This is a genomic window from Ruegeria sp. HKCCD7181, assembly GCF_057221055.1.
This window is the reverse complement of sequence record NZ_JBWVBC010000004.1, coordinates 200,606-216,953: the sequence shown is the minus strand read 5'-3', so window position 1 is coordinate 216,953 and position 16,348 is coordinate 200,606. Positions and strand designations below refer to the sequence as shown.

Genomic DNA, 16,348 nt, shown 5'->3' with positions numbered 1-16,348 from the left:
ATTAGCAGATTATGCCAATTGTGAGGATGTAATGGACGCTAAGGACAAGCAGATTATCCGTGCGCTGCAGCGGGACGGGCGTATGACGAACCAGAATCTCGCTGACGAGGTGAACTTGTCTCCGTCACCGTGTTTGCGCCGGGTCAAGAACCTCGAAGCCAACGGGATCATAAAGGGATACAATGCCGATGTGGACGCTGCCGCATATGGGATGGCCATTACTGTCTTCGTGCGTATCCGGTTGGAGCGGCATAATGAAACGGATGTACAAAACTTCGAAAAGCGCGTTCGGATGATCGACGAAGTTCTGGAATGCCACGTGCTGACCGGAGCAATGGATTACCAGTTGCGGGTTTTAGTGTCGGATCTTGAGGCCTACGAGGATTTTATTCGAAACCGAATTCATCCGATTGGTGGGATAGCTTCGATCGATACTAGCTTTGTCTATGGAACGGTCAAGAAAACAGCGGTTTTTCCGCCCTGATGGAAAGCTTGGAGGCCGCAAGAGAAACACACAAATTCCCAAACATGGCAGCTGTATGGTTTTCTTCCCGCAAATAAATCGCCGCGCCCGCCTTCAATGTCAGTCTTGAATTGGGCACCCAAATCCTTGTCTTCCCGATCAACCCAAATTGGTTAAAAGGTTAGAAGCCTTGGATCGATTATCGGGAGAGGGTCAAGCACAACCTCATCATCTGCCATGATATGGAAGAGAAAAGCTCACCGTGTCGTTTCTTCAACAAGTGCGTGCACAGCGCACGAGATTGGTCAGTACGGTCTGCGACGCTATCATCGACTACGCATCGGGCGAAGTTTGCTTCGCGCGGGATGCCGCCCGTCTACTCAGCAACCATCTGTGCAGAGGGCGTGGACATAGAAATTGCCTGTTCCTCTACTGTCATGTCCTCCTCTATACCTTCAAATAAAGGTGTCGAGAGATAACGCTCGCCTGTGTCGGGCAGCATCACCAACATGACGGACCCTTCCGGCGCTTTTTCCGCGACTTTCATCGCAGCCGCAAAAGTGGAGCCGCCGGAAATACCAATGAAGATGCCTTCCTCGGCGGCGAGGCGGCGAGACCACTCTATTCCTTCGTTGCCTGGAATTGGGATCAATTCGTCAAAGTAAGTCTGATCAATTGCCTCTTGCAGCACCCAGGGGATGAAGTCCGGCGTCCAACCCTGGATCGGATGCGGCTCAAAGTTTGGATGACTTTCGGTCGGCTGATGGGCCTCGTTGCGGGTGTTTACGTAGCCCGAGCCAACAATGGCCGCGTTATCCGGTTCAGTCAGAATAATCTTTGTGTCGGGGCGCTCTTTTCGAAGAACACGGGCAACGCCCGAAACAGTTCCGCCGGTCCCGTAGCCCGTGATCCAGTAGTCGAGCTGTTCCCCCTTGAAGTCGGCGAGGATTTCTTGGGCGGTTGTGGTCTCGTGAATATCGGCGTTGGCGGACGTCTCGAACTGGCTGGCCAGGAACCATCCATTCTCCTCTGCCAGTTCTTTTGCCTTTGTGTACATACCGAAGCCTTTCTGGGCCCGCGGCGTTAACACGACCTTCGCGCCCAGAAAACGCATCAATTTCCTTCGTTCCACTGAAAAACTATCGGCCATGGTAACCACAAGCGGGTATCCTTTGGCCGCACACACCATAGCAAGCCCGATCCCGGTGTTGCCCGATGTAGCCTCGACAATGGTTTGACCTGGCTTCAGTCGACCCTCGCGCTCAGCTGCTTCAATGATGTTAAGCGCCAATCGATCTTTGACAGACCCAGCAGGGTTAAACGCTTCGACTTTGACATAAACCTTCACATGCGTCGGCGCGATCCTAGTAATGCGGATGCATGGCGTGTCGCCCACCGTGTCAAGAACGCTGCCAAATAGGCGTCCCCGCCCCTTTGTGTTTCGGATAGCCATGATATTCCCCCTGTTCACTATCTGGGAAGGGTGCCACAGATCGGGCTAAAAATATACGTCCCTAGTGTGCCGCCTGTGCCCCATCCCAGTGTTGACAACGCATGACCGAAGACTTCGAAGTGATGGTCGATTAGGTATTGCTGAAACTTGGCTGGAAGGGCTCGGACAATCGACAGTTACTCGACAGGTGACCAATCCGGGCCGGGATCGTAACCAGAGATTTCGGCAGTTAGATCAAGTGTCTCCGGGCCAAAATCCGCCTCGTAGACGATGCCGTTTTCGCCCACGAGAAAGGAATGGATACCCGTTTCTCCGTAATCAGACGGTACTGCCAGCAAGGCATGTCCCGCAACGAACCGATCCCCGACAAAGTACGAGTAGGCGCCACCAGGGGCGTTCGACCCCTGCTCCTGCAAGATTGTGTAGTAGTAGCCAAGAAAGGGTTCCGCGTCATAGTCAGCCTCACCGTCGCTCCACCCCGAGGCGGCCGCACGTGCAAGCGCTGCACCGACGAAGCTGTCTTCTTCTGGCCAGAAAAGTCCGTTTCGCGATCCGGGGTCGGAAATGATCGTCTGAGCAAATTCCATGACGCCATCACCATTGTGATCCACCAGCCGGAACGCCGCCTGAAGGTCGACATAGGCCTCAAGCATTTCGATCACTTCCAGTTCATTCAAACCGATTTCGCGGGCCGAAAGCTCTTCGATCCCTGCTTCAAGATCATATTGCCAACCGTCTTCCCCTTGCAGAATTGGGATTGGGAAGGGCCAACTGTCCTCGCCCAGTAGAAGAACAACCCCATCATCCTCGGGCTGAAAACGGTACCCCTCAGCGTACATGCCAAGCACTTCCTGCCTTCTTTCCCGGTCTTCCGCCGGATCACCCGTTCCGATCACATCTTCGGCCTCGGGTCCGAAAATCTCGAGCAACTTGCTCTGATCATTTGCCTTCAACGCTTCGACAAAAGCGGCCAAAGCGGCCTGCGGAGTGCCAAATCGGGCTCCGTCCGACAGCGCCGGGCTGGTGGTCGCAGCAAGCAGCAAAATAGAAAAAACCGAATTACGCATATTACCGTCTCCGCTTGCCTTTTGCCGCGTGCCCACGTTTGGACGCGCTATGAGTTCTGCTGCCTGACGCATTTTTTTTCATCGCCCGCCCCTTGGACGCAGTGGGTTTACGCTGGGTCGTTGAAGCCTTCCTTGCCTGAGGCTTCTTGGCCGTCTGCGGTCTTTGTGCGACAGGCTTTTTTGCCGCATCCGGACGTTTGGTTCGGTCGACGGCCTTCTGCTTGGCGGCAGCCTTATCTCGATCAACGTTGCCCCGGTTCGCCAGAGCGCCACCGGCGACGGCCCCTGCCCCTGCGCCGACTGCAACCGCCGCCGCGCCATCCCGGCTAATGTCCGCGGCACCGGATTCACGGCTCAACTTTGCGCGCAGTTCATCGGTGCGTCCCTCGGGGCGGTTGACCGGCATATCGCCACGACCACCTTCTGGTCTCTTGTGATCCGAGATTTTGTCTCGGGCTTGCTGTTGACGGTCAGGATCGGGTTTCCATTCGATATCGGTACGATCGCCCAGATCAATATCATTGCCTATGTTGACGTTGCCATCGACGTCTATGTCGATATCCGGGTTTCTGTATATCGGGCCACCGCCCCATCCACCGCAATTTCGGCATCCCCAGTAACCATACCAATCGTCGTCGTCGTCAAATATCTCATCGATCAGGGCCACGGTGCCAAAAGTCAGCAACGCCGCGCCCACCACGTCTCCGGTAGAGGGGCCAGTATAAACTGTCTCGGGGTTATATTGCGGGACGTACACTGTTTCGGGCTCTGTCGGCGTGATTACAATCGTGTCGTCGTTAGACACCTCGACGGTTTGCTCGGGCCCAGAAACAAGAGCACCGGTGTCAATCGCCTGATCCCGCATGACCTGAACCGCGTCCATCACATCATCGGATTGGGCCAGCATCGCAGTGCCCATTGTCTCGGTCCAATCAATATGTGTGGCCATCTGACCAACAACTTCGGGGAACGCTGTCGCCAATACACTTACAGAAGGATCCCACCCCATTGCTTCGATTTCCGGCTCAAGCTCTGCGGGGTCGCGGTCGGCATTGTCTAACAAATAGCGCTCTGCCTTCACAATTTCCAATGGCTGCGTGGCCGCGACGAAAATCTGTATCAGCAACGTGTCGGGATAAAGAGCCACCGGGGCGACCAAAGTTTGCAGTTCAGCATCAGTAAGAATATCGGATGAGGTGGTTGAGGCGTCTTCCGTTGCAACGGCGTCATCGGATGCCTCTTGCGCAAACAGAGCAGTGGATGCGCCAATACCGAGCGAAAATATTAGATATTTGAACATATTGCGATCCTTTAATTTCTCAAAGGATCACCCAAAACTTCGATTCTTGCAATCGAACAGCCGAAAAGACCGCTATGGGCCGTTCTGGCGACTTGGGGACCTCAGTCAAAGCTGAAAACCTGCTTATTCTATCACGCTGTCTCCGTAGGATTAAGATCGTCAACACTGTCGTGAAATCAGATAAGGTATTGAGTAGAAGGGAAATGTTGGCTCTTGCATAGAGGATTCACAATAAGGAGGTGGAAGCCGTGAGGGCTAAAAAGGCATTATGTTCGGCCTTGGTTGCGACTTGTTTTTTCGCTCTTACTGGTTGCGCGCAGTCCCTAGAAGTGGATCAAGTAACGGTAGACGAAGCAATGGCGCTATTGAACTCCGGTCAGGTTGATTCACTTGGCGTCTCTCACAGTGGCTGGATTAATTTAACGAAGCTGATGGGACAGTTGTCGTGATCCGTGCTTCGAAAATTGGCTATCCACAGGAAATAATTGCGGGTTGTTCAAACTGTGACGATGTCTCTGTCTGGATTGAGTAGACGACAAATAGGAGCGTATCCGGCGGCAAGACGGATCATAATTTCGCACGATACTTCAACAAGGACACAAATGAAGAGTATCCAGCGTCGTTACCGCGAAGATTTAATAGTCAACCTAATCGAATTGGTTGAGAAATCGGATGCTCAACGGATACGAGCCGTCACGGTGAGCAAGTTGTTTCCCAGATGCAACGAATTCTAACGGTGCTGCCCCAGACAACGAGTGACTCCGCTAGTCAACTGAATTTGCCATAACGAATTGTAATTATGGATTTAATTGGTCGGAGTGAGAGGATTCGAACCTCCGACCCCTGCCTCCCGAAGACAAGGAATATCCAGTAAAACAGGGGTGTCAAGGCACCAAACTGGCATGAACCTTACACGAACGCATTGAGAACAATATCATCGGTCGTGCCATCTTGGCACAAGGTGAGGGCAGTCGACCAAAGTTCGATCAGCGCCCTCGAAAAAATTGATCGGTGGCCCAACATTCTGCGAGCGCATCACGAAGTTTGACTAGATAATTGCTAGATGCGCTAATTGTTGCTTCAACTACGTGCGCACCGACCATATGATGTTGTGGCGTCCGTCGCGGAACATAGAGAGCGGGATGGCGCCAATAGCAAGAAATTGGACGAGGTAGTGTACATGGCGAGCGACGAAGAAGAGCTGCGGGAAGGGTACGTTCGGGACGTTGTATCGGGACGAGAAGTCCGAGCGACACCGGAGGAGGTCGAAGCAGTGCAAGTATTTGCGCGTAGGCTTCTTGACGACTTTGGATATCCTGTAAGTCACCTGCAGACTAGACCTCAGTTCCGCGTTAGAGCGCGACCTTCTGAAGAGCGGGCTAAAACATACCCTGTTGATATTGCGGTATTTTCTGCATCTCGAAAGCTGGAAGATGATGTCGATATCATTGTTGAATGCAAACGAAAGAACCGAAACGATGGAGAAAAACAGTTAAAACTCTACCTCTCAATGAGCTCGGCTCGGATTGGTGTTTGGTTCAACGGCGATGACCATTTGTATCTTTACAAACGCTACAAGACAGATGGAACGTTGGAATGGTCGGTACTCCCAAACATCCCTAAATTCGGGCAAACGGTAGAAGATATTGGCCTGTTGAGGCGCAGAGAGCTTCAGGCACCTACTGACCTAAAGGCTCATTTTCGCACGATACGGAACTACCTTGCTGGGAATGCGACAGGAATAACTAGAGATCAATCGCTCGCAGAAGCGATTATGTCGCTATTGTTCTGTAAGATATTTGATGAGTTAAACACTCCGCCAGATGACCTGCCTCGATTTAGAACTGCTGTTGATGAGCCGTCGGATAGAGTCTTTTCCCGTGTAACTGAGCTATTTGAACACGTTAAAGGAGAATACCCGGATGTTTTTCAAGAACATGAGATCATTGAACTCGATTCAACAAGCTTGCAGTACGTTGTCGGCGAATTGCAAAATTTCGCGATAACTGAGAGTTCCCGGGATGCCATTGGAGATGCGTTTGAGGTTTTCATTGGTCCAGCCGTACGTGGTGAGGAGGGGCAGTTCTTCACGCCCAGAAATGTTGTCCAAATGATGGTCGACATTTTGGATCCAGCGCCAAATGAGACCGTGATAGATCCGTCCTGTGGTTCTGGAGGGTTTTTGGTAGTTGCCCTCGAACATGTTTGGAGGAAGCTGGAAGCTCAAGGTGCACAGAACGGTTGGTCCGAAACCGTGATGGAAAGACGGAAAAGGGAAGTCGCAAGCCGCGGTTTCAGAGGAATAGACAAAGACAGCTTTCTCACTAAGGTGACCAAGGCTTATATGGCGATTATTGGCGATGGAAGGGGCGGCGTTTTTTGTGAAGATAGCCTCGCTGAGCCTCAGAACTGGTCACCAATGACACAGGATAGAACGAAGTTGGGATCGTTCGATGTGGTCATCACTAACCCACCATTTGGCTCCAAGATAAAGATTTCCGGGAGCCAAAAGCTCTCCCAATACCGCTTGGGTCACAAGTGGAGACAGCCTAGAGGCGAAGACTGGCAAGAAGAAACTTCGCTTAGAACAGACCAAAGCCCTCAAGTCCTCTTTATCGAGCGTTGTGTACAACTTCTGAAACCCGGGGGGCGTCTCGGAATCGTTCTCCCGGAGAGCTTGTTTGGAATGTCGAACTACGGCTATGTGCAGAAATATTTGTTGGAGAACTTTAACCTGATCGCCTTCATTTCCCTGCCGGATGAGGTGTTTCAGCCTTATACACATGCTAAGACCTGTGTGGTTATACTTGAGAACTCTCCTCCCAAGAACAAAGAAATCCATATGGCAATCGCGGACTGGTGTGGTCACGATAGCCGTGGAAAACCCACAACTCGGGTGACGGAGGACGGAACGGTAGAGCTTCTAGATGACCTTCCCAAGATCGCTGAAAATTTGGGTCCGTTAATGAGGTGGCACTGAAATGGTTGATCACCTGAGTTTTTCAATCAAACGGAACGAATTGAAATCCCGTATTCTGATCCCAAAATACTATGATCCAGAGCTGGTCGAAAACGCGAAGCTAGCTGAAAGCAAGTTTGAATTGGTGGCCTTAGGCGAACTTCTTGAAAAGGGATCAGCCGGCAGTCGCTTGGGGCATTGGGTAAGACGAGACAATTACGGCACCGGTGATATTCCTTATGTACGCACAAGTGATTTGGAGGCGTGGCGCATCAGGCCTGACTTCAAAAAAGGTTTATGTGAAAGCGTTTACGAGGAACTTCGTGACAAGCAAGATGTACGTCCATTCGACTTGCTTTTTGTTGCACACGGCACTTACTTGATCGGTAATGTGGGAATGGTTCTGCCCGGAGAAGAGCGTCTAGTTCTGCAAGATCATGTTTTCCGCTTGAGGCTTTCAGAAAGCGCTAAAATCTCACCACGGTATCTTCTGGCAGCCCTGTCGACATCGTTTTGCAGGCGCCAAATCCGTTCCAAGCAGTTTTCAGCCGATATTATCGATAAAATCGGAAATAGACACCTCGAGGTATTAGTCCCAATCCACAAGGACCTAGGTGCCCGTGAAGCCGTAGATCGTAGCGTTGAGGAACTATTGTCTGAACAAAGTTCAATTTCGAAGAACGTGTCAAAAATCATTGGAGCTGACTTTCGAATGCTTCGGGAGCGTCCAGAAACCAATTTGGGTTTCACTATTAAGACTTCCCAAATCAAATCTCGGATTCTGCTTCCCAAGTACTATGACCCAAAACTATCGAACGAAATCAACGACGCAGCGGCAAAGCAAAGTGAAAGCTGGCTCGAGATAGGCGAACTTGTGGAAAGTGGTCTGCTATCGGTGACCACTGGTGTCGAAGTGGGTAAACTCGCCTATGGAACCGGAGATATCCCATTCCTGCGCACCTCAGATATTGCTGGCTTAGAGGTGCGTCATGATCCTAAGCACTGCGTAAGCCAAGCTTTGTTCGACCAGCATGCAGAGAAGGCCAGTCTGGAACCACTGGACGTGCTACTAGTGCGCGATGGCACATACTTAGTGGGTTCTTCCGCCTTGGTTGAAGAAGAGGCTGGTCCCGCACTATTTTGCGGCGGAATGCACCGTCTGCGCTCTATTGATAGAGTTAGACTCGATCCAGTAGTTTTGTTGGCGTTGTTAAACCAACCGCTGAGCAGGAGACAAATGCGAGCCAAGCAGTTTACCCGGGATGTGATCGACACTCTTGGAAAACGGTTACTTGAAGTACGAATACCTTCACCATTTTCCGCGGAGTCAAAAAAAATGGGAGAAGAGCTTCGACTAGAAATGCGACGCAAGGCGCTTGTACGCCAGCGATTGCAAGCCACTGTGGGAGAAATTGAACCGACCGTTCCAGAGCGTTCAAAAGGTCGTCCCGGATGGTCCATGCGTGCATAGTCGGTGCATCAGTGGCTCCGATTGTTGAAGGCCTGCTGCTAAAGTTACGCACAATGTCACTTTTGCATCATACGCAAAGAAAGTTGTTCCGCATAAATCCGCATTGGTCGAGCTGACTTCGGCTTTAACCGCTAGAACTGCGGGCAAGCCAGCTCAGCGGGCCGGTGGAACGTGTGTTGATGGGAGCGCCGCATATAGGAGGCTGACGGTGCGATCTCGCTAACACAGGAAGGTGCTTGGGCCTTGCGGGTGACAAGCGTTCATTTTGTTACTTTAGTATCGCGGTGGTGCAAGGGCGCTGGAATAGGAAATATTGAAGAATGAAGATACTCATAGATCAGGTCCGTATTTCTGGATTTCGAGGGATCCGCGATTTTGAAACTTCGCTTCCACGAGTAGCAGTTCTAATTGGGCCCAACAATTGTGGGATAGAAATCGACGACCCTGACACGCATTAACGAGCGAGTATGTCACCAAGGTCTTCTTCTAAATCGGGGCGATGGTGGTCATAGTGCTTTTTCAGTGTCTCGACGGACGTGTTCGTTAGCTTCTCGATTGTCTCGTACGACATACCTCCACGAACAAGCCACGTGATGCATGTACGCTTTAGTACGTGGTGAGTAAGCTTGAAGGGCAACCCAGCTTCATTCCCGACTGTTTCAAGCCCTTTCTTTAGACTCTGAACAGGTTTCCCGTGGTAGGTGATTACGTACTCTGAGGCGCGATCTTTTGAACAAAGGTATTGGACAACGCGCCAGTTTTGGCCGATTGGCATTTTGGGGCGTCTTTTATTGCCGTGTCCTTCCCCAAAATTAATGTATGCCCCCTTCACAACACGCTCTGCGATTAAGTCAAAGGCTGGCTCATGGCCGGGTAGTGGTTTCCCGTTGACCATGTCGAAGCCGGGCATGAAGATGCTTGACCACTTTAACTCGAACAATGCCCCTGCGCGCGCGCCAGTCGCAGAGCCGAGAATTAGGAAAGCGTATAGGTGCTCGCGTTCATCTTCGAGACACCTTTTTAAGCAGGTGTAGAACTGATCGTCAGTTAGCCATGTCCGAACGCGATTACCGGGCAGGTCTTTAATCTCAATCTTCGTTCCAGTAGGCACAATTTTTCGAATGTGAGCGAAATTTAGAGCTGCGCGAAGTGTTTCTAGGTCTTTCCCAATGGTTCCGTTAGCCAAGGTCCCGTTCGACTCTTTATGATCGTGTCTTTCCCAACGCTTAATGTTTCGGGCCCAGTCTTTGTAGTCGTCCACATATTCCTGAGAAAAATCTTCCCAAGCTACGTCGCCTAGAAACTCCTTCAGTCTTGCAATCTTCGATTGCATAGGCACCACCGTGCCCTCAGATTTCTCTTTTTGTATGTGTAGAAAGTATCGGTCGATAATGTAGCCGAGGGTAACATGCTTAGGTGGGCGGGTGTCTCCGGACAAAATAAGATGCGCGAGTTGCCGCTTCGCCTCTGTCTCGCTTCTGGTCTTAGTAGACCTTCGTTTAAGGCTACCGTTTTCGTCGGTCCAAACAATTTCCCAGATTTCGTTTTCGGGCCGCTTGCGCAACCGGAAATCAGGCTGATGAGTGGACGAAGAAGCGTAATTTGTAAGCCGCAAATGTGTCATGTTCTCTGAACTCTTTTGGTTTTTCATGCCATTTTGGCACGAAGAGCTTCATTCAAGGAGGTTGTGAAAAAGCGGCAAGACTATGATCTTTAATGCTTTTGTTGGTCGGAGTGAGAGGATTCGAACCTCCGACCCCTGCCTCCCGAAGGCGAGCTTCCAGGGGAAAAGTCAACAAAATAAGGGCTTTGGACGTCAGTCACCGCGCTTCAATGGCAGATAGTGCTGCAATAACGTTGCGGTTTCATTGCGAGCAAATCCTGCGACACATTCCCATTCTCACCGTCGCTATAACGAAGACATGCAGAGCGTGCTGCATCACTTCTAAGAGGATAGCGATGACCACTAAACCGTATGGAGACACTCGAATGGCGAAATATGTCGACCGTCGGGTGCTCGAACTGAAACCGACCAAGAGCCAGGCCGAGATCGCGGCTCAGGTGGGATACGTAAGCCCGAACATGATCACGATGATCAAGCAGGGTAGTTCCAAGGTGGCATTGGATCGCGTCCCGGCTTTGGCGAAAGCTTTAGAATGCGGCGCCGCCTACCTTATGCGCCTCGCAATTGAGCAGTCGATCGGCCTGACTGCAGGCGAGGCAGTTGTCGAGGTGTTCGGAGAACCTGTCTCGTCGAATGAACTTGGCTGGCTGAAAGCAATTCGCAAGGCCTCCAACAACACTGACCCCCGGCTGACCAGTCGGTCAGAGACGGCGATCAAAACCATCTTAGGGAGGTAGGTGCCGTGTATGACCAGGATGACGACCTGACATTGAATGAGCGCGCCTGGTTGCGGTTCCTCCGTGACGTGAGCAACGGAAGTGATCCTGAGCCTACCTTACGGAGAGTGCAGCTATTGAGGCGCCTTTATCGACCTCACAAAGAAAAATGGAATGGGTTTTCGAGATTGCGGCGAGGAATGGCTGGTGAACCCTGCCTCGGCGGGTCCCTTGCTGATTGAACTGAGGTTGCACAAGGTTGACAAAGGTTTACATTCGCCTTCCCGGGATCGACGGAATGTAAACCTTTCGACCTTAAAAACACCTCAAATCAGGCCAAAAGGTTTACACTAAGTTTACATTAAGTTGACAGATCCGGACCGAAATCAGGTTTTTCCGACCAAAATGTAAACCTTTGAACCAGCGGAACCCAATAATACATGGCTCTCTGAAGACAACGCATTCCAACACAGGCCAGAAAAGCGCACACAGAGACGAAACACAGGCCAGACGACACCAGACACACAAACAAACAAGGACGTAACTCAGGCCAGAGCACAGCGCTCCTGAGAGAAAACCACATAGAGAGCAAACACAGAGGTCAAAGCCAGGCAGTATTTCGAACTACTCCCGAGAGAAGAAACCGACGATTGCTAGTAGTGGGGGAATAGTCGTGAATAGTGAGCTACACCCTATAGAGGCTGACTGTGCCTAGATATGCAAAGTAGTGCTAGGTCCGGCCTAAAATCTGGTTGTCCAAAAAGGAGGCTGGTGATGGGGAGATTGTAGGGAGGAGCTCTCAGAACCGAGAACTGTTCCCGAGCTCTAGTTCACAGGTGTGATGGATGCTCCCCAAACAGAATTGAACTGGATCAGCTCGACCTGAAAGAATGTGAGTTTGGGCATGTCGTAGACCCGATCTATCGCGTAACACATCAAAAGCAGCTTTTTCGAAGGGTGATAACTTGGACAAACTGTCAGTCATGCAAGCTTTTCGCCGCATCGTTGAACGCGGCAGTTTTGCCCGTGCGGCGGAGGACCTTGGTGTTTCTCCTGCGCTTCTCAGCAGAGAAATCAAGCTTCTGGAAGAAAGTCTGGGAACCGTCCTCCTCACCAGAACGACCCGATCCATGTCACTGACTGACACCGGCAGTCTCTATTACCAAGATGCAATTGGAATTCTCGACGCGGTCGAAAAAACGGAACAGACCATCAGGGAAGGTGCAAAAGCGATGCGTGGGCACCTGCGGGTGAATGCGTCAAGTTCGTTCGGCCAAACCGTTATCGCACCGATGCTTCCAGAGTTCTTGGAAACCTATCCAGATCTGCGATTTACTCTTTCGATGGACGACAAGGTGATCGATATGGTCGAGGGCGGGTTCGATCTATCGATACGTATCCGTGCTGCCATGCCGGATTCGGCACTTGTTGCCCGACGGATCGGCGTGATGCGGCAAAGAATATTTGCGTCTCCAGACTATTTGGAGCGATGCGGGGCACCGACTCAGCCGGCGGATCTGAAAAACCACGCGATCATCGGCTTTTTACTTGCTGATCATTTGACGAGCTGGAAACTCTCGGCCGCCGAAGGTGTCACAACATTAGAGCTTGATCCGCGCGTGCGCGTCGGCAACAGCCTCGTTTTGCGGGATCTGCTAATAGCGGGGCAAGGTATCGGAACACTGCCCGAGTTCGTCTCTGATGCTCCCGAAGCCAGCGGGGCCTTGGTGCGAGTTCTTCCTGACCACGAACTGCCTGCGCCGGAAGTATTCGCCGTTACAGCATCTCGCTTGGGAATGGACGCAAAGGTTACAGCCTTTCTTGATCATCTGCGCCTGGCTCTCAGGTCCTGACATTATTCAATACAGGTAAAGAGTGATGTCAAAGAGCGCGCCTTAATTGGCGGCGCAACAAATTCCATTCTCTCAGGGAACAAGTCGCAGCCCTGAGAGGTATCCTATGTCACGTATTCTCGTTCTCTACTATTCAAGCTATGGCCACGTCCGCACATTGGCCGATGCCGAAGCTGAAGGCGCCAGAAGTGTTCCCGGCACTGATGTTGACGTTCGACGTGTGCCCGAAACCGTCCCTGAAGAGGTCCGTCAGCAGGCTGGCTATGTCGTAGATGATACACCTGCCGCCTTGCCGACAGATCTGGAAAACTATGATGCAATAATTTTAGGAACACCGACCCGATTTGGCATGATGGCTGGCCAAATGAAGTCCTTCCTTGACCAGGCCGGAGGGCTTTGGGCCAGGAATGCACTGGTTGGTAAGGTCGGAGCGGTCTTTGCATCAACAGGTTCGCAACATGGCGGGCACGAGGCCACTCTTCTGACAACGCAAGTCCCTCTTCAACACTTTGGGATGCTGATTGCCGGAATGCCCTACACATTTGCTGGCCAGACTACATCAGAAGATATCATTGGCGGCGCACCATATGGTGCCGGAACGATCGCCGGTGCTGATGGTTCCCGCACACCTACCGAATTTGACCTGGCCGGAGCGCGGTTCCAGGGCACTCATGTTGCACGGATTGCAGCGTGCCTCGTTGGATCAAACCTCAAAGCGGAAGCAGCGTAACCCGCGCGCCTCTGACGTCTCACTCAAGTTCTCAAACGCCTTAGCCGGGAGACATAAAATGTCACGCTCAACCGACATTCTTCTCACCTCACTCGCCCCAGCGGTATGGGGAAGCACTTATCTGGTAACTACCGAAGCGCTCCCGGCTGGCTATCCGATTACCCTGGCTGCGTTACGAGCTCTGCCTGCTGGCTTGTTGTTGCTTGCAGTGACGCGCTGCGTTCCACCACGTGAATGGCTCGGTCGAGTCTTCGTCTTAGGCAGCCTCAATTTCGCTCTGTTCTGGGTGCTCCTCTTCATTGCTGCGTATAGGTTACCCGGTGGTGTGGCCGCCACCCTGGGATCTTTGCAAGCAATGATCGTGATTTTGATGGCGTGGGGATGGCTGGGAACCCCAATCCGACTTTGTGCGCTCGGCGCCGCAGCGACTGGCGTAATTGGTGTGTCTCTGCTGCTGATCGGACCAGAAGCACAACTTGATTGGATCGGAATAGCAGCGGGTTTGGGAGGAGCCGCGTCAATGGCTGCTGGCACCGTTCTCAGCCGGAAATGGCAACCTCCGGTTTCGGCGCTGAGTTTCACAGCGTGGCAATTAACAGCCGGTGGTTTGATGCTGCTGCCAGTCGCACTGTTCCTTGAACCGCCTCTCCCAGCGCTCAGCGCGACAAATGCCGCTGGCCTTATTTGGCTTGGGTTGATTGGTGCTGCAGCAACCTATGCTCTTTGGTTTCGTGGCATCGGGCGCCTGGACCCCAGTGCAGTCTCGATGCTTGGCATGATGAGTCCTGTTACAGCTGTCGTGCTCGGCTGGGTATACTTGGGACAAACGCTTAGCTTCACCCAGTCCATAGGAGCAGTCATAGTTATTGGCTCTGTTGTGGTCGGCCAGAGCGTGAGCCGAAGGGACAATTCGGGTTTGAAAAAATGGAGACCAGCAACAGCTGGATCTGTTTGATGGGTTTGAGGCGCAAACAATGGGCCCAATCACGCAAGCGGGCGAGGAATGGCTGAGCGCCTCGCTCAAGCCTGTTCGTCAGACCCCTACAATATCAAAGTCCTAGGTTTCCCCACGCATGATTAAAGGGATGGGTTCTGGCACCGCAGCATCCGGACGATCCAAACCTCCTGTAGCAATGGCCGCAGTATGGCCGAACAAGCCAATCGCTGAGAGCGCTCATACGCGGCATGACGCTGGAAGACGCGACGGCCTACTTCGCTACCTCGCGCGAGACCTTGGAGAACGTCTATCGGTCCTACAGCCCCGATGCGCTTAAGAATGTCGCGGGTATTTGCTCCTCGTTTTATTGGTCGGATTGAAAGGATTCGAACCTCCGACCCTTGCCTGAGTAGATCGATCTCAGGCCTCACCAGCGGACAGGGCATTGGCCCGGAAATTACATGGGCCTGGCGACGCAGATATCTTGTCTTGCCATTGTTCGTAAGCAGCTATGTTTTCCGCAGTTCCGGGCTCCTTTTTGGGATGTCATTCGAAATATCGATTTGACATCAACGGATCAAACTTTCTCCAGCGACAGAGGCCAGCCGATCCGGAATAGATTGATGCCCTCATCATTGGCTACTTTGCATACCGCCTCTTGGAAGCGCTCGGCGATCAACACGCCGTCTAGCTGTCCGTGATCAATGTCACGCCGCTGTGCCAGTGCCCGCAGATAGCTCGCCGTCTGGTGCACAGCATCAGGCGTCGCTTCGGCACGCTTTAGCTCCAGAATCAGCCAATTCCCGGTCACACGATGTCGGGCGAGGATGTCGATGCGCCTCGACGTGCGGCCTCCATCAACCGGGTATTCGTCTTGGATGATGTCGTAGTGCTCACCCCACGGCGTCTGCTTCCATTCCGACAAGAGCTTCCTCTGGATGATGTATTCCGTCGTGAATCCTTCTCCGGAATGTGCGACACGATTTAGCGCGAGCACGGTATGATCAAACCCCGAAAGCGCCTTGATTGTCGGCAACACAAGTTCCCTCGCAACAACGAGGTGGCCAGCGGTCTTGTTGCGCCCCTCAAATACGAAGGGGATTCCTGCTTGCAGAAATTGCTCGTGATACTTGCCGTTGAAGACGGCAGAGCCGTAATTCTCCCTACGAGGATTGAAGGTATCGATTGCAAGTGACCACTGCCCAGTCACATTGGGCGAAAAGGCGAGATAGACGACACCGCGCGGATTGGGCCAGCGCGCATTGCGACGTGGATGATCTTCGCGGATCATGTGCCCTAAGCCCGCCCTGATGGCGGTCTCTATCAATTCCTCGACGGCTGGGCAGAGCCGCCAGTTACGAGCGACGTATCCTTCGCTGCCTTGGCGGATGAGCAAGCCTTCGGCAACCTGCTCGACAACGAAATCTCCCTCAAAGCGTCTGGTGCAAACCTGCTCGCTCATCGACTCGTCTCCACAAACTCCTCAACCGACCGATAGGCTGACAGCAGGGCAAAAGTTAGGCGACCCCAACTGTGAGCGTCTGATCCAATTCTGATCGGGGAGGCCAACCGCCCTCTGTCCGTTGAGCCCAACATTATTCCCGACCAGAATTTTGGTCGGTCCAAGGCGGAGCACGCGCCTCTCAGACCTAGTTCCAAAACCAAAATTAGATGTCCCCAATCTGTCCGATGACCACTGCGCCCGCGAAGGTTTATCTCCTCGTATGTTGACTATTCACATGGAGATCAACTGATGCCGAAACCAACAAAAATGA

General features: G+C 52.3%; 12 protein-coding genes. 7 read left to right on the top strand and 5 right to left on the bottom strand.

Annotated features, from left to right (window positions below; translation table 11 throughout):
• Positions 1–31: 31 nt before the first annotated feature.
• Positions 32–484 carry an Lrp/AsnC family transcriptional regulator gene (locus AC2TCY_RS10150; protein ID WP_480847222.1) on the top strand — a complete coding sequence of 151 codons (453 nt, stop codon included), beginning with the start codon at positions 32–34 and terminating at the stop codon, positions 482–484.
• Between the two features lie 355 nt (positions 485–839).
• Here AC2TCY_RS10150 and cysK read toward each other — a convergent pair whose 3' ends face one another.
• From cysK to AC2TCY_RS10135, 3 genes are all read right to left on the bottom strand, one after another.
• Entirely contained in the window at positions 840–1,916 is a 1,077-nt protein-coding gene (gene cysK, locus AC2TCY_RS10145; RefSeq protein ID WP_480847221.1) for a cysteine synthase A, read from the bottom strand.
• Positions 1,917–2,092: 176 nt separating this feature from the next.
• Positions 2,093–2,983 carry a DUF2950 family protein gene (locus tag AC2TCY_RS10140; protein ID WP_480847219.1) on the bottom strand — a complete coding sequence of 297 codons (891 nt, stop codon included), beginning with the start codon at positions 2,981–2,983 and terminating at the stop codon, positions 2,093–2,095.
• A gap of 1 nt (position 2,984) precedes the next feature.
• On the bottom strand, positions 2,985–4,283 hold the full coding sequence (locus AC2TCY_RS10135; RefSeq protein WP_480847218.1) for a DUF3300 domain-containing protein: 1,299 nt from the start codon (positions 4,281–4,283) through the stop codon (positions 2,985–2,987).
• A 1,180-nt stretch (positions 4,284–5,463) separates the two neighbouring features.
• On the opposite strand from AC2TCY_RS10135, the gene AC2TCY_RS10130 reads away from it, so the two are divergent.
• Together AC2TCY_RS10130 and AC2TCY_RS10125 are read left to right on the top strand one after the other, a co-directional pair.
• Positions 5,464–7,263: a type I restriction-modification system subunit M gene (locus AC2TCY_RS10130; protein ID WP_480847217.1), complete on the top strand. Its 1,800-nt coding sequence runs from the start codon at positions 5,464–5,466 to the stop codon at positions 7,261–7,263.
• Between the two features lies 1 nt (position 7,264).
• Positions 7,265–8,713, top strand: a complete 1,449-nt coding sequence (locus tag AC2TCY_RS10125; protein ID WP_480847216.1) for a restriction endonuclease subunit S domain-containing protein — start codon at positions 7,265–7,267, stop codon at positions 8,711–8,713.
• Between the two features lie 454 nt (positions 8,714–9,167).
• Here the strand turns inward: AC2TCY_RS10125 and AC2TCY_RS10120 are convergent, their stop codons facing one another.
• The gene (locus tag AC2TCY_RS10120) at positions 9,168–10,337 is read right to left on the bottom strand and encodes a tyrosine-type recombinase/integrase (protein WP_480847214.1); all 1,170 of its coding nucleotides are present in this window, start codon (positions 10,335–10,337) and stop codon (positions 9,168–9,170) included.
• Between the two features lie 335 nt (positions 10,338–10,672).
• On the opposite strand from AC2TCY_RS10120, the gene AC2TCY_RS10115 reads away from it, so the two are divergent.
• The 4 genes from AC2TCY_RS10115 to AC2TCY_RS10100 all read left to right on the top strand — a co-directional run bounded on the left by AC2TCY_RS10115 (position 10,673) and on the right by AC2TCY_RS10100 (position 14,591).
• On the top strand, positions 10,673–11,074 hold the full coding sequence (locus AC2TCY_RS10115; RefSeq protein ID WP_480847213.1) for a helix-turn-helix domain-containing protein: 402 nt from the start codon (positions 10,673–10,675) through the stop codon (positions 11,072–11,074).
• A 944-nt stretch (positions 11,075–12,018) separates the two neighbouring features.
• Positions 12,019–12,906: a LysR family transcriptional regulator gene (locus AC2TCY_RS10110; RefSeq protein ID WP_480847212.1), complete on the top strand. Its 888-nt coding sequence runs from the start codon at positions 12,019–12,021 to the stop codon at positions 12,904–12,906.
• 106 nt (positions 12,907–13,012) lie between these two features.
• Positions 13,013–13,636 carry an NAD(P)H:quinone oxidoreductase gene (wrbA, locus tag AC2TCY_RS10105; protein ID WP_480847211.1) on the top strand — a complete coding sequence of 208 codons (624 nt, stop codon included), beginning with the start codon at positions 13,013–13,015 and terminating at the stop codon, positions 13,634–13,636.
• A gap of 58 nt (positions 13,637–13,694) precedes the next feature.
• Positions 13,695–14,591 (top strand): EamA family transporter, encoded by an 897-nt coding sequence (locus AC2TCY_RS10100; RefSeq protein ID WP_480847209.1) that lies wholly within the window; start codon positions 13,695–13,697, stop codon positions 14,589–14,591.
• Positions 14,592–15,150: 559 nt separating this feature from the next.
• Here AC2TCY_RS10100 and AC2TCY_RS10095 read toward each other — a convergent pair.
• The gene (locus AC2TCY_RS10095) at positions 15,151–16,035 is read right to left on the bottom strand and encodes an endonuclease NucS domain-containing protein (protein ID WP_480847208.1); all 885 of its coding nucleotides are present in this window, start codon (positions 16,033–16,035) and stop codon (positions 15,151–15,153) included.
• Positions 16,036–16,348: the final 313 nt, after the last annotated feature.

What these genes read in the sequence shown, in the direction of transcription:
- AC2TCY_RS10125 (WP_480847216.1), top strand. Translation starts at nt 7,265, where the DNA reads ATGGTTGATCACCTGAGTTTTTCAATCAAACGGAACGAATTGAAATCC.
- wrbA (WP_480847211.1), top strand. Translation starts at nt 13,013, where the DNA reads ATGTCACGTATTCTCGTTCTCTACTATTCAAGCTATGGCCACGTCCGC.
- cysK (WP_480847221.1), bottom strand. Translation starts at nt 1,916, where the DNA reads ATGGCTATCCGAAACACAAAGGGGCGGGGACGCCTATTTGGCAGCGTT.
- AC2TCY_RS10095 (WP_480847208.1), bottom strand. Translation starts at nt 16,035, where the DNA reads ATGAGCGAGCAGGTTTGCACCAGACGCTTTGAGGGAGATTTCGTTGTC.
- AC2TCY_RS10130 (WP_480847217.1), top strand. Translation starts at nt 5,464, where the DNA reads ATGGCGAGCGACGAAGAAGAGCTGCGGGAAGGGTACGTTCGGGACGTT.
- AC2TCY_RS10140 (WP_480847219.1), bottom strand. Translation starts at nt 2,983, where the DNA reads ATGCGTAATTCGGTTTTTTCTATTTTGCTGCTTGCTGCGACCACCAGC.
- AC2TCY_RS10150 (WP_480847222.1), top strand. Translation starts at nt 32, where the DNA reads ATGGACGCTAAGGACAAGCAGATTATCCGTGCGCTGCAGCGGGACGGG.
- AC2TCY_RS10115 (WP_480847213.1), top strand. Translation starts at nt 10,673, where the DNA reads ATGACCACTAAACCGTATGGAGACACTCGAATGGCGAAATATGTCGAC.
- AC2TCY_RS10135 (WP_480847218.1), bottom strand. Translation starts at nt 4,283, where the DNA reads ATGTTCAAATATCTAATATTTTCGCTCGGTATTGGCGCATCCACTGCT.
- AC2TCY_RS10100 (WP_480847209.1), top strand. Translation starts at nt 13,695, where the DNA reads ATGTCACGCTCAACCGACATTCTTCTCACCTCACTCGCCCCAGCGGTA.
- AC2TCY_RS10120 (WP_480847214.1), bottom strand. Translation starts at nt 10,337, where the DNA reads ATGACACATTTGCGGCTTACAAATTACGCTTCTTCGTCCACTCATCAG.